The sequence below is a fragment of the Streptomyces tatrensis genome (assembly GCF_049310065.1).
Lineage (GTDB): Bacteria > Actinomycetota > Actinomycetes > Streptomycetales > Streptomycetaceae > Streptomyces.
This window is the reverse complement of the sequence record NZ_JBMDLB010000011.1, coordinates 3,717,698-3,730,421: the sequence shown is the minus strand read 5'-3', so window position 1 is coordinate 3,730,421 and position 12,724 is coordinate 3,717,698. Positions and strand designations below refer to the sequence as shown.

General features: G+C 71.9%; 9 protein-coding genes. All 9 read left to right on the top strand.

Features of this window, described 5'->3' with window-relative positions; genetic code table 11:
- Nucleotides 1–61 precede the first annotated feature (61 nt).
- The 9 genes from ACODT5_RS32655 to ACODT5_RS32615 all read left to right on the top strand — a co-directional run bounded on the left by ACODT5_RS32655 (nucleotide 62) and on the right by ACODT5_RS32615 (nucleotide 12,301).
- Nucleotides 62–994 (top strand): FAD binding domain-containing protein, encoded by a 933-nt coding sequence (locus ACODT5_RS32655; protein WP_422522713.1) that lies wholly within the window; start codon nucleotides 62–64, stop codon nucleotides 992–994.
- The gene (locus tag ACODT5_RS32650; RefSeq protein ID WP_422522712.1) at nucleotides 991–3,126 is read left to right on the top strand and encodes a (2Fe-2S)-binding protein; all 2,136 of its coding nucleotides are present in this window, start codon (nucleotides 991–993) and stop codon (nucleotides 3,124–3,126) included. Before ACODT5_RS32655 ends, ACODT5_RS32650 begins: the two co-directional genes overlap by 4 nt.
- Before the next feature lie 89 nt (nucleotides 3,127–3,215).
- Nucleotides 3,216–5,456, top strand: coding sequence for a xanthine dehydrogenase family protein molybdopterin-binding subunit (locus ACODT5_RS32645; protein ID WP_422525111.1), 2,241 nt, complete (start codon nucleotides 3,216–3,218; stop codon nucleotides 5,454–5,456).
- Nucleotides 5,457–5,602: 146 nt separating this feature from the next.
- Entirely contained in the window at nucleotides 5,603–6,103 is a 501-nt protein-coding gene (locus ACODT5_RS32640) for a hypothetical protein (RefSeq protein WP_422522711.1), read from the top strand.
- Complete coding sequence (locus ACODT5_RS32635) at nucleotides 6,103–7,599, top strand: WXG100 family type VII secretion target (RefSeq protein WP_422522710.1); 1,497 nt, start codon at nucleotides 6,103–6,105, stop codon at nucleotides 7,597–7,599. The genes ACODT5_RS32640 and ACODT5_RS32635 overlap by 1 nt, the downstream gene beginning before the upstream one ends.
- 48 nt (nucleotides 7,600–7,647) lie before the next feature.
- Nucleotides 7,648–8,796, top strand: a complete 1,149-nt coding sequence (gene mycP / locus ACODT5_RS32630; RefSeq protein ID WP_422522709.1) for a type VII secretion-associated serine protease mycosin — start codon at nucleotides 7,648–7,650, stop codon at nucleotides 8,794–8,796.
- Between the two features lie 55 nt (nucleotides 8,797–8,851).
- Nucleotides 8,852–9,277, top strand: coding sequence for a hypothetical protein (locus ACODT5_RS32625; RefSeq protein WP_422522708.1), 426 nt, complete (start codon nucleotides 8,852–8,854; stop codon nucleotides 9,275–9,277).
- A 22-nt stretch (nucleotides 9,278–9,299) separates the two neighbouring features.
- Nucleotides 9,300–11,591 (top strand): hypothetical protein, encoded by a 2,292-nt coding sequence (locus ACODT5_RS32620; protein ID WP_422522707.1) that lies wholly within the window; start codon nucleotides 9,300–9,302, stop codon nucleotides 11,589–11,591.
- Nucleotides 11,591–12,301 carry a hypothetical protein gene (locus ACODT5_RS32615; protein WP_422522706.1) on the top strand — a complete coding sequence of 237 codons (711 nt, stop codon included), beginning with the start codon at nucleotides 11,591–11,593 and terminating at the stop codon, nucleotides 12,299–12,301. Before ACODT5_RS32620 ends, ACODT5_RS32615 begins: the two co-directional genes overlap by 1 nt.
- Nucleotides 12,302–12,724 lie beyond the last annotated feature (423 nt).

Genomic DNA, 12,724 nt, shown 5'->3' with positions numbered 1-12,724 from the left:
CGTACCGTACGGCGGACAGGCGTGAGCGCCGGGACCGGGACATCGGGAAGGGGCAGCTGGGTTGACCACGCACGCACCGCACGCACCGCAGGCACGGGACTCGTCCCAGGGGCCCCGCAGCGACCCGCGGGCGGGGAACGCGGCGCAGTCCGTGACGCTGCCGGCCTCGCTCGACGAGGCCGTGGCGGCGCTCGCGGCCATGCCCGCCGCCGTCCCCGTGGCGGGCGGCACCGACCTCATGGCCGCCGTCAACGCGGGACTCCTGCGCCCCGCCGCCCTCGTGGGCCTCGGCCGGATCAACGAGATCCGCGGCTGGCAGTACCAGGACGGCCACGCGCTCCTCGGCGCCGGACTCACGCACGCGCGCATGGGCCGGCCCGACTTCGCCGCCCTGATCCCGGCCCTGGCCGCCGCCGCGCGCGCCGCGGGCCCGCCGCAGATCCGCAACGCCGGCACGCTGGGCGGCAACATCGCCACCGCCGCGCCGACCGGTGACGCGCTGCCCGTGCTGGCCGCGCTGGAGGCCGTGCTCGTCATCGTCGGGCCCGGCGGATCGCAGCGCGAGATCCCGGTCTCGCACCTGCTGGCCGGCCGCGAGATGCTCCGCCCCGGAGAGTTGATCGGCTTCGTGCGGGTGCCGTTGCTGCACGCGCCGCAGGTGTTCCTCAAGGCCACGGGCCGTACGGGACCCGGGCGCGCGGTGGCGTCCGTGGGACTCGTACTGGACCCCGGGCGCCGGGGCGTGCGCTGCGCGATCGGCGCGGTCGCCCCGATGCCGCTGCGGCCGCTGGAAGCCGAGCAGTGGGTTGCCTCGTTGATCGACTGGGACGGGGACCGCAGTCTGGCCCCCGAAGCGCTCGAAGCCTTCGGCGAGTACGTCGCGGCGGCGTGCGTGCCCGACCAGGGGGAGCCGGTGGCTCCCGCAGTACTGCATTTGCGGCGGACGGTGGCCGTGCTGGCACGGAGGGCCCTGGGGAGGGCGCTGAGCTCATGAGTGAGAACGACAACACGGGTGCTGCGGGCTCGACGGGACCTGCGGGCCCCCACTGGGGCTGGGAGCCGGTGCCGCACGGCGGCGAGTACGACTCCGACGCGACGGCCTTCGTGAAACTGCCGCAGGACATGCTGGACGCGCTCGGAACCGGGGAGCCCCTCGCGGCCCCCGGGCACGGCTACGTGCCGCCGCCGATGATCGTGCCGCTGGGCTCGGGGAGTACGGATCCGGCGGCCACGGGCACGTGGACGATCCCGGTGCAGTGGCCCGAGGCGGGTTCGGCGGCTCCGGCGGACGCGGGTGCGGGTGCGGGTGCTTCGGGGGCCGCGGCGCGGGCTCCGATCCCGGCGTCGGTGCCGATCCCGGCGTCGGTGGCCGCGGCGTTCGCGGATCCGGCGGCGGAGCAGGTGGCCGAGCCCGGCGCGGAGAACTTCGCGGAGCCCTTCGGGCAGCCCCGCGCGGAGCCTTATCCGGAGTCCTACGCGGAGCCCTTCGGCGAGTCCCGCGGTGACTCCTTCGGCGAGCCCTTCGCCGAGCCCTTCGGTGAGCCCTTCGCGGGGAACCGCTCGGCGGCCGTGCACGAGTCCGGGTCCACCGCCGAGTGGCGGTTCCCCGAGGCGGCGGCGAGCGACGTGTGGACCCCGGGAGGCGCCGGCGACACGGGCAGCTTCGGACAGCTCGCACCCTCCGCCGACTGGAGCCAGGCCCCCGCGACGCTGCCCGGCGGGGCCGCGGCCCCGTGGGCGGCCCATCCGGACTTCGAGGGTGCGCGCGGGTACGTGGCGCAGCAGCCGGGCGGCGACGGGCCGGGCACCGACGGGCCGATTCCGGACCCGCTGGGCTCCGACCCGCTGGGCTCCGACCCGCTGGGCTCCGGGGTGTTCCCCGGGGTTTCCGCGCCGGCCGGCGGATCCTTCGGCTCGGCCCCGGGGCGCGGACCGCGCGTGCTGGGCGGCCCGGGGGTCGGTACCCCGCTGGACGGGGAGCCGGGCTACCCGGCCCCGCACGACATCGAAGCCGCCCACGGGCCGGCGCAGGTCCCGGACTCGGGGGAGCGTCAGCACCCGGGGAACGAGGGCGAAGCCCGGGGTGAAACCCGAGGTGATGACGGAGCCCGGGGCGGAGACGAAGCCCGGGACACAGACGCAGCAGGGGCGGTCGGCGAAGCCGGGGCCGCAGGCGGGTTCGGAGCCGGGGTCGCCGAGGCGGAGCCGGGGTTCGGCGCGGGTGTGCCGGGCCCGGGCGGAGCCGGGGACCAGGACGGGGCCGGAGCCGGGGCCGTCGAGGCGGAGCAGGGTGACGGCGCAGCCGTGCCGGCCGCCGGCGGAGCTCCGGCCGAGCCCGCGCCGGGTACCGACGACACCGGCCCGGCTGTCGGGACGGCTTCGGCGGAGTCGGCAGAAGGGGCTCCGGGCGAGGGGGCTGCGTACGAGGAAGAGGACGCCGACGGAGCGGACGCCGCGGCCGTCGCCCAGCACGAGCACCCGTCGGCCTCCTACGTCCTGCGCGTCAACGGGGCCGACCGCCCCGTCACCGGGGCGTGGATCGGCGAGTCCCTCCTCTACGTGCTGCGCGAGCGCCTCGGCCTCGCCGGCGCCAAGGACGGCTGCTCGCAGGGCGAATGCGGCGCCTGCGCCGTGCAGGTCGACGGCCGGCTCGTCGCCTCCTGCCTCGTCCCCGCGGCCACCGCGGCGGGCAGCGAGGTCCGGACCGTGGAAGGTCTCGCGACCGACGGGGAACTGTCGGACGTACAAGAGGCGTTGTGCAGGTCGGGTGCGGTGCAGTGCGGGTTCTGCGTGCCCGGCATGGCCATGACCATCCACGATCTGCTGGAAGGCAACCACGCCCCCAGCGAGCTGGAGACCCGCCAGGCCCTGTGCGGCAACCTCTGCCGATGCTCCGGCTACTCGGGCGTCATCGAGGCCGTGCGCGAGGTCGTCGCCGAGCGCGGGTCGGCGGCCGAAGCGGCCGCCGCGGCCTCGGCCGAGGCCCGGATCCCGCACCAGGCCCCGCCGGGCGAGGGCGGCGTCCACGGGATGCAGGGCAATCAGGGGAACCACGGGATGCAGGGGAACCAGGGGATGCAGGGCATGCAGGGGAACCCGGGCCACCACGACGGAGGCACGGCGTGAGCGCCCACGACGCGGCGACGGTCCCGGCAGCGGTCACGACGCCGCTCACCGAGGGCGCGGAGCCGTCGGAGCCGGCGGTCCCGCGCGGCATCGGCGCGTCCGTCCCGGCCACCGACACCCGGGCCAAGACCGAGGGCACCTTCCCCTACGCCGCCGACCTGTGGGCCGAGGGCCTCCTCTGGGCCGCCGTGCTGCGCTCCCCGCACGCCCACGCCCGCATCCTCTCCATCGACACCTCCGCCGCCGCCGAAATGCCCGGCGTGCGGGCCGTCGTCACCCACGCCGACGTCCCCGGCGCCACCACGCACGGCCGCCGCATCGCCGACCGGCCCGTCTTCGCGCACGACGTGGTCCGCCACCACGGCGAGCCCATCGCCGCCGTCGCCGCCGACCACCCGGACACCGCGCGCCTCGCGGCCGCCGCGATCGCCGTCGAGTACGAGCTCCTCGACCCGGTCACCGACCCCGAACAGGCCTTCGGCGCCCCCGACCTGCACCCCGACGGCAACCTGATCCGGCACATCCCGCTGCGCTACGGCGACCCGGAAGCCACCGGCGAGGTCGTCGTCGAGGGCCTCTACCGCATCGGCCGCCAGGACCCCGCGCCCATCGGCGCCGAGGCCGGACTGGCCGTACCGCGCCCCGACGGCGGCGTGGAGATCTACACCGCCTCCACCGACCCGCACACCGACCGCGACCTGGCCGCCGCCTGCTTCGGCCTCGAACCGGACCGCGTACGGGTCGTGGTCACCGGGGTCCCGGGCGCGACGGCCGACCGCGAGGACGCCGCGTTCCAGCTCCCGCTCGGCCTGCTCGCCCTGCGCACCGGCTGCCCGGTGAAGCTGGCCGCCACCCGCGAGGAGTCCTTCCTCGGCCACCCCCACCGCCACCCGACGCTGCTGCGCTACCGCCACCACGCGGACGCGGAGGGCCGGCTGGTCAAGGTCGAGGCCCAGATCCTGATGGACGCGGGCGCCTACGCCGACGCCTCCTCGGAATCCCTCGCCGCCGCGGTGGCCTTCGCCTGCGGCCCGTACGTGGTCCCGCACGCCTTCGTGGAAGGCTGGGCGGTCCGTACGAACAACCCCCCGTCGGGCCACGTGCGCGGCGAAGGCGCCATGCAGGTCTGCGCGGCCTACGAGGGCCAGATGGACAAGCTGGCGGCCGCCCTCGGCATCGACGGCGCCGAGCTGCGCCTGCGCAACGTCCTGGCCACCGGCGACCTGCTCCCGACCGGCCAGACCGTCACCTGCCCCGCCCCCGTGGCGGAACTCCTGCGCGCGGTACGCGACCACGAGCTGCCCGCCCTCCCCAAGGACACCCCGGAGGAGGAGTGGCTGCTCCCGGGCGGCCTGGAGGGCGCGGGCGAGCCGGGCGCGGTGCGGCGCGGGGTCGGGTACGGGGTCGGCATGGTCCACATGCTCGGCGCGGAGGGCACCGACGAGGTGTCCACCGCCACCGTGAAGATCGTCGGCGGCGCGGCCACGGTCATCTGCGCGGCCGTCGACACCGGCCAGGGCTTCTCCACGCTCGCCCGCCAGATCGTCCAGGAGACCCTGGGCGTGGACGAGGTCGTCGTGGCCCCGGTCGACACCGACCAGCCGCCGGCGGGCCCCTCCGCCCACGGCCGGCACACCTGGGTCTCGGGCGGCGCGGTGGAACGCGCGGCGAAGATGGTCCGCACCCAACTCCTCCAGCCGATGGCCCACAAGCTCGGCATGTCCACCGAACTCCTCCAGATCGCGGATGGCCGGATCACGTCGTACGACGGAGCCTTCTCCACGACCGTCGCGGAGGCGATGGAGGGCAAGGAACTCTGGGCCACGGCCCAGTGCCGCCCCCACCCGACGGAGCCGCTGGACGGGGACGGCCAGGGCGACGCCTTCGTGGGCCTCGCCTTCTGCGCGATCCGCGCGGTGGTCGACGTGGACATCGAGCTCGGGTCGGTACGCGTCGTGGAACTCGCGGTCGCCCAGGACGTCGGCCGCGTCCTGAACCCCCGCCAACTGGCGGCCCGTATCGAGGCGGGCGTCATCCAGGGCGTGGGCGCGGCCCTGACGGAAAACCTCCGTACGGCCTCCGGCCTGATCCGCCACCCCGACCTCACGGGCTACGCCCTGCCCACCTCCCTGGACGCCCCGACGGTCCGCATCGTCAAACTCGTCGAGGAACGCGACGTGGTGGCCCCCTTCGGCGCCAAGCCGGCGAGCGCCGTCCCGGTGGTCACGGCCCCCGCGGCGGTGGCCTCGGCGGTCCGCGCGGCCACGGGCCGCCCGGTCAACAGGCTCCCGATCCGGCCATCGGCGGCGGTGGCGGCGCCCAACTCGTAACCTTGTGACCCTGATTGCACCTGCAACCCGGAACTTGGGCCTGTCGGTGTCTGTCGATAGAGTGTTTGTGGACACTGGCGACGTGCGTGTGCGAATGCACGCGAAGCGGGTGTGAACGGGGACGACGGGGAGTCGGGGAGGCCATCGTGGCAGTGGACTATGGGCCGGGCGTGTTCGGAGTGGACTTTGGTGTGGGCGTGGCCTCGCCGGCAGCTCTGGGCGCGCTCCAGATCGAGTACGAATCGCTGACGGACTACAAGAAGCGGGTCGACGGTCTGCTGGCGAAGCTGGACGGCTCTCCGGCGAGCGACAAGAAACTGGCCGACGGCACCCTCCCGGAGAACTCCCTCGGCGAGGGCTTCGCGGAGGCCAAGCGGCTGTTCACGGCTTACACGAACGTGCACACGCAGTTGCTCGCGCTGTCGAAGGGGCTGGCTGAGCAGATCGAGGGGCTGAGCCTCGCGATCCAGACGAGCCACGGCGGTTTCGAGGGCGTCGACGAGGACACGAAGCGACGGATGCTGGCGATCAGCAAGCAGGCCGACGCGAACTACGTCCCGGAACGGGACCCGTTGGCGCCGCCGCCTCCGCACAGCTCGGCTTCGCAGTCATCCGGGACCGGAACGTCGCAGGTGGAGGGTCTCTGATGGCGACGAACTTCGAGAGCCACACGCACCAGCAGTTGCTGGCCATGCTCGCCTCGGCCAACGCGGAAACCCTCAAGACCCGCGGTGCCCAGCTGACGGACGCCGCGGCGACCATCAAGGAGATCGGCGAAAGCCTCAAGGACCACCGGGTGACCGGCTGGGAAGGCGAATCGGCCACGGCCTTCCAGGACTGGGTGAGCCGCACGGGCAACGCGACGCTGCGCCTGAGCGAGTACAGCGCCGAGGGCGGCAAGCAGCTGACGCAGGCCAGCCAGGTCGTCATCGAGGTCAAGGCCAACATGCCGACGTACGACAGCGGGGCCGCGGCCAACCTGGAGGCCGCCCGCGAGTACCGCAACGACCCCGACGCGGCGCAGATCGGCCAGCAGGCGCACTCGAAGCTGAGCGGCGACCGGCAGCAGGCGATCCAGCAGATGACGAAGCTGGCGCAGGGGTACGAGGCTTCGGCTACGGGGATGGAGATGGCGGAGGTTCCGACGTTTCCGAGGTGGCCGGAACCCTTCGTGCCACCGCACGTCGACGGTACGGAGACGATGGCGCGTCCTGGGACCTCTGGCGCAGGAGACTCCTCATATGCGCCTGTGACGGGCGGGTCTAGCGGTTCATCGTCAGCCTTTGTCCCGCCTTCCGGGGCGTCAGCAGGGCAGGGTGGCACATCGACGGGGGTGCCTGGCCCGGCACCAGGCACGGCACCGGGTCCCGTTCCGGTGCCCCCGGACCGCAACATCGGCACTGGTCTCGACACCGTGGGCCCGGCGCCGAGTACGACCCTTCCCCCGGCGCCGGGAGTGCCCGGAGGTCCAAGTCCGGTCGGACCGGGCGGTGGCGGTTCGGGTGTCACCCCCGGTGGGTTCGTCCCGCCCGTGACGCTGCCGCCGGGCGGTGGCGCACAGAAGCCGATCGGTGGTGTCGGCCCGGGTAGCTTCGGTCCCGGCGGGACCATTCCCGGCGCGGGCGGAGTTGGCGGGAAGGGCGGCGGACTAGGCGGTGTTGCCGGTCTGCCCCCGCGCGACAGCGGGATCTCGGGCGGCCGACCGGTGACGCCCAGTGGGCCGGGCTCGAGCATTCCCCGTGGCACGGTCATCGGTGGCGAGGGCGCGCAGACGGCTGGGCGCGGCATGGGCATGGGTGGCGGCATGGGTATGGGTGGTGGCGGAGCGCAAGGCGGTCTCGGCAGCCCCATGGCCGGTCGCCGCCTCGCCACCGAACCGGGCGGTGTCGTTGGTGGGCGCCAGCCTGGTGTGGGTGGCCGCTCGATCGCTGGTGGGCAGCCGTTTACCCAGGGCGGTTCCGGCCTGGTTCGCGGTGGAGCGGGCTCTGGTCCGATGGGTGGACCTATGGGTCACGGTGGCGCTGGCGCGCATGCTCCAGGTCGACGGGGTGACGGCCGGCAGGGTGAGCGCCCTGACTACCTGGCTGAGGATGAAGAGACGTGGCAGGGCGATGGTCGTGTCGTTCCGCCGGTGATCGACTGAGTGGAGCGGACGTTGCACGGGATGCGTATGCGTAGGGCGACCGCGGTCTTGGCGGGTTTCCTGCTGGCCGGGGTCGCGTCGACCCCGGCCCATGCGGAGACCATTCGGTCGCAGCAGTGGCATCTCACGTTGATGAAGGCAGATGACATCTGGAAGACCAGTACAGGTAAGGGTGTCACGGTCGCCATCATTGACAGCGGCGTTGACCCCATCCCAGAACTGGAAGGCCAAGTCCTACCGGGCAAGAACTACGCCACAAGCTACAAGGGTGATGAGCGAACGGATTGGAATAACCACGGCACGACCATGGCGGCGATCATTGCGGCTACTGGGAAACACCCCAGCGGCGACGGATCGTTCGGGCTTGCGCCTGGAGCCAAGATTCTCCCGATTCGTGTGCCGCAGGGGGAGAACGCGTCCAATCCGATTTGGACCGAAGCGATTCGGTATGCGGCCGACTCGGACGCAAAGATCATCAACATTTCCATGGCCACATCCGTGGAAGACCCGGCGCGCATCGAAGCAGTGAAGTACGCCCTCTCTAAGGGGAAGCTGATCTTTGCTGGCGTGGGTAACAATGGGGATGCGGGAAACAGAGTCCTTTACCCGGCTGCAACGCCAGGCGTGGTGGGCGTTGGTGCCATCGACAAAAACGGGAAAGCGACCGCAGAGTCACAGCACGGGCCCCAAGTCGACTTGACCGCCCCGGGCGCCGACATCGTTACGGCTTGCGCCAGCGAAACCAAACTGTGCAAGAACCACGGCACAAGCGACGCCACCGCCCTCGCCTCCGCCTCTGCCGCACTGATCTGGTCCGCCCACCCGGAGTGGACCAACAACCAGGTGCTCCGGGTCATGATGAAGACCGCCGGCAAGCCCATTGACGGCGCCGAGCGCAGCGACTTCGTCGGCTACGGCACCGTCCGCCCCCGCATCGCGGTACCCAACCCCGGTGACCCCGGCCCCGCGGACGTCTACCCGCTCCCCGACCTGGCCGCGGCCGGCGGCGGGACTGGGACGAAGGCCCCGTCGGCGCCCTCCTCCACCGCTCCTTCCGGCCAGGCGGCCCCCGCGCCCCAGGCCGAGGCGAAGGCGGAGGGTGGTGGCAGCCTCCCCTGGCTCGCCCTCGGGCTCGGTGCCTGCGTGCTCATCGGTGGAGCCGTCACCGCCGTGGCCCTCCGGCGCCGGAGCCGCTGACCCGCGCGAAGCCCCGGAACAGCACACCACCAGAGCCGGATGGGAAGGCCACCGCATGTCGTTCGAGGAGGAATGGTCCACGGCCCGGAGCACTGCCGCCGCCAACGTCACCATGCGGCTCAACAGTGTCCCCGCCGCGCCCGGCCCCGGCGGCGGCAGTGCCGATCTGGAGCTCGACCAGGACCATATCGGCGAGGTCGGCTCCGAGGCCTACAAGCTCCACACCCGGCTCTCCAGCGACGGCAAGCACGCCGCCGCCTCCACCGTCGAGGCGGCCGGCGCGCTCACGCGCGAGGGCTTTGCGAGCGGCGCGGCCCTGCTCAAGGTCAACACCCGCTGGGAGAGCCAGCTCAAGACCCTCGTCGCCGCCTGCGCGAACATCTCCAACGGCCTCAACTACTCGCTCTCCTCGCACAGCAAGGAAGAGCAGCAGCTGCACGCCGATTTCACGGCTTCCAAGATCGACGAGCTCCTCAAGTGAACAAGACGAAGGTGTCGGACACGTGCTGACGTACGAGAACGTCACGAACGCGCCCCTGGGCCCCCTTCAGACCGCGATCACCGACTGGGCCGCGATGGTCAAGAAGCTGGACGAGTTGGCGGGGTCGGCACGCGACGGCATGAAGGCCAAGTCGGACAAGGCCCAGTGGAGCGGCGTCACCGCCGGCGTCGCCCGCACCCTCGTCGACAAGGCGGCCAAGGAGTTCGACGATGCGGCCCGCGAGGCCAAGGGCATCCACCTCCTGCTCACCGACGGCCACGCCACCATCAAGGCGGTCCAGGAGCAGATCAAGAAGCTGGTCGCGGACGCCCCGGCCGCCGGTTTTCGAATAGACGAAACCGGGCGGGTGTCCGCCATCCCGCTCGCCGATGCGCAGGACCGGTACGCGGCCCAGCACGATCCGGACTATCAGGCGTCCCTCCGTAAGAATCAGGGCCTGTGGCAGGACCGGGTCGACCGGGCAGTCGAAGACGCCCGGGACGCGGACGACTCCCTCGTCCGCGCGCTGCAGGCCAACGTCACGGACGACAACAACTTCACCGCGCCGAAGTACGCCACCCTGGACGGCGAACAAGTCGACCGGGCCGCCGCGCTGATGAAGAAGGTCACGGGCGACGGCGGCACGGCCCGCAACCCCGAGGCGCTGCGCGAGCTGGAGGACCTGCTCGACGACAACCGGGAGGACCCGGAGTTCGCGACGGGCTTCTACCGGACGGTGGGCGCCGAGGGCACGCTGGAGATGTACGCCACGATGTCGCTGGACGCCACGAGCCTGGGCGTCGCGGGCAGGGACCGTGCGCTGATGGTCGCGAACATCCAGAGCGACATGGGCGCGATGCTCGGCCTGGCCACGCACAAGGACGTGCCGAACCACCTCGACGCCGCGTGGACGACCGAGCTGATGCGGGCCGGCCGCAAGGAGATGCAGGTCACCGGTGGTGTGACGACGATCTACGGCTATCAGGCGCTCGGTGCGCTGATACGCGAGGGCACGTACGACAAGGAGTTCCTGACCTCGGTCGGCCGCGACATGGTCGCCGTGGACCGCAAGGATCCGAAGGCCTGGGAGTACCACACCCCGTACGGCCTCGACTCGGTCCTCAGCCAGGGCGAGGACGGCGGCCGGGGCTTCTACCCGCTGACGGGTCTGATGGAGGCGCTCGGCAACAACCCGGACGCGGCGACTGCCTTCTTCAACGAGCCGGTCCGCGAGGACTCCAACGGCGACGGGATCGTCACCAAGGACGACAAGCCGGTCGGCGGGCAGCACGGCAAGGAGCGGGGCATGGTCGACTACATGCTCGACAAGAAGCCGTACGCGGACGGCTTCGACATGGCGAGGGCGGGCGACCCGCACGCGGCGCAAGAGGCCCTGGGCGGCGCCCTGGAAGCGGCGGTGTCGGGCCGCACGGCGGGCGACGAGGACGCGAAGCCCGTACCGCACACCAAGGAGATGACCTCCGTCATGGAACGGGTCGTCCAGAAGATCGGTGACGACCCGTCCCTGGTGGCGCAGGACCCCGACGACGGGGACAAGAAGCCGAGCCTTGGCTCCATGGCCGGCCACTTCGGCAACATGGCGGCCGAGTACGTTCCGGACCTCCAGGCGGCTGCCGAGAACGGCGGGCACCAGATCAAGGTCGCCGGGTCCATGGCCAACTTCGACGAGGCGACGGTGGCCCGGTTCCTCGGCGCGGTCGGCCAGGACCCCGGAGCTTACGGCGCGATCACCAACGCGAACCAGGCGTTCACGGCGGCGCTCGTCACCGATGCGATCCAGCACCGGAGCGACACCACCCTGTTGGGGGAGGCGGTTGAGAACGCGGTGCAGCCCGGTGGCCAGATCGCCGGAGTGATGACGGAGGCCCGCGCCCAGGGCATGCACGCCACGACCGCCCACACGAACGAGGAGTACGTGAAGGGCGTCGAGGACGGAGCGAAGTGGATCAACCGCGGCATCACCGCCGCCGGTGGCAAGTACCTGGAACTGGTGCCGCTCGCCGGTGACGTCGTGGAGTGGGTCCAGGAGGACGTCACCCAGCACTTCGTCGAGGAGGCCAAGGACAAGGGGAAGGAGAAGACCGGCGACACGGAGAAGGCCGTGGCGGAGATGTACGCCCAGAGCGATGCGAGTACCAGTGGCGCTGCCGCGGCCGCGGTGCGCAACGCGGCCGCCGACTCCGGCCTGTCGCAGAAGGACATCGATACGCTGGCCGGTACGGCCTCCAAGGAGTCCTCGGTCGCTCATTCGGTCGGCCGTGACCTGGTGGACAGTTCGAAGGGGACATCCTGATGACCGCCAAGAGGAACGGCTCGATGGCGCACACCGCCCGGTCCGCCCGCAGCGCCCGCGTTGCGGCACTCGCGGCACTTGCGGTGCTCGTGGCGCCGATCACGGGATGCGGCTCGTCGGACCCCGAGCCGAAGCCGTCCCGTTCTGCGAAGCAGCGTCCGGAAGTGGAGCGGACGGAGGCCTGCCCCGGGTTGATCGCCGATGCCGCCGGTGAGGCGTTGAGGAACGTGCTGCAGGTCTCGCAGCTGGTCAATGACGCCGCGCAGACTGTCGGTGTCGTGGCGATGGGCAAGGCTCTGGAGGAGGCCTACCACTCCGGGGCCGGACCCCGGCAGTTCACCGCGCCCGTGTGCACGGTCACCGGAACCGTGGGCCTGGGGAAGCGGGTCGGGGAGATCCGCATCGCCGCCGGGAGCTCGGCCCCCGGGAGCCCGGAAGCTGAGGACACGGGCGTCCGGGTGATGCGCGCCGACAAGGAGCGGGGCGTGTCCTTCGACTGCGCGAGCACCCGTGTCGGCTCCACGCGCGCCGCGCCGCTGCGGATCACCGCCTCGTACAAGGACCGGTACCAGAACAGCAAGGGCGACGCCGCCCTGGGCGATGACTATCTGGTCCTTGCCCATTCCGCCGCGCTCGCGATCGCCAGGGAATCCGGATGCGAGAACGGCGGCGGGCTGCCCACGGAGGCCGCTGCCCTCCCGAAGCCCTGACGCACGACAGGAAGAAGGCCGCTCAGGAACATCCTGAGCGGCCTTCTTCGTGGAAGCCGTACCGGAATCGAACCGGCGTAACTCGCTTGTGCAGGACTGTCTTGGTTGGTCAGAGCCCGATGCGCAGGCGTTCACCGCGGCGGAAGGTGAGAAGGAGCGAAGGATCGGGGACTTCTGAGCGAACAGGGGCCTGCCCCTGACGCTGCATTTCTGCTCGGGATGGTGATGTCCATCCGCGCGCACTGCGGTGCGGGGTTCATGAAGGTGACCGCTGAGTTGGCGGCAGTCGCTTGTGGTGGTCTTACGGAAGTGGGGGCTTCATCTCATGGGCCTGCCTGCCTGAGGTTCGCTGATGCGCCAGGAAATAGCACCATCACCGCCAGGTGAATCGGTCTCTGGCCAGCCAAGTCGCTCTGGGCCGCT

Bases quoted from the DNA above. Each gene is read 5' to 3' on its own strand.
- ACODT5_RS32635 (WP_422522710.1), top strand. From the start codon at position 6,103: ATGGCGACGAACTTCGAGAGCCACACGCACCAGCAGTTGCTGGCCATG.
- ACODT5_RS32625 (WP_422522708.1), top strand. From the start codon at position 8,852: ATGTCGTTCGAGGAGGAATGGTCCACGGCCCGGAGCACTGCCGCCGCC.
- ACODT5_RS32650 (WP_422522712.1), top strand. From the start codon at position 991: ATGAGTGAGAACGACAACACGGGTGCTGCGGGCTCGACGGGACCTGCG.
- ACODT5_RS32615 (WP_422522706.1), top strand. From the start codon at position 11,591: ATGACCGCCAAGAGGAACGGCTCGATGGCGCACACCGCCCGGTCCGCC.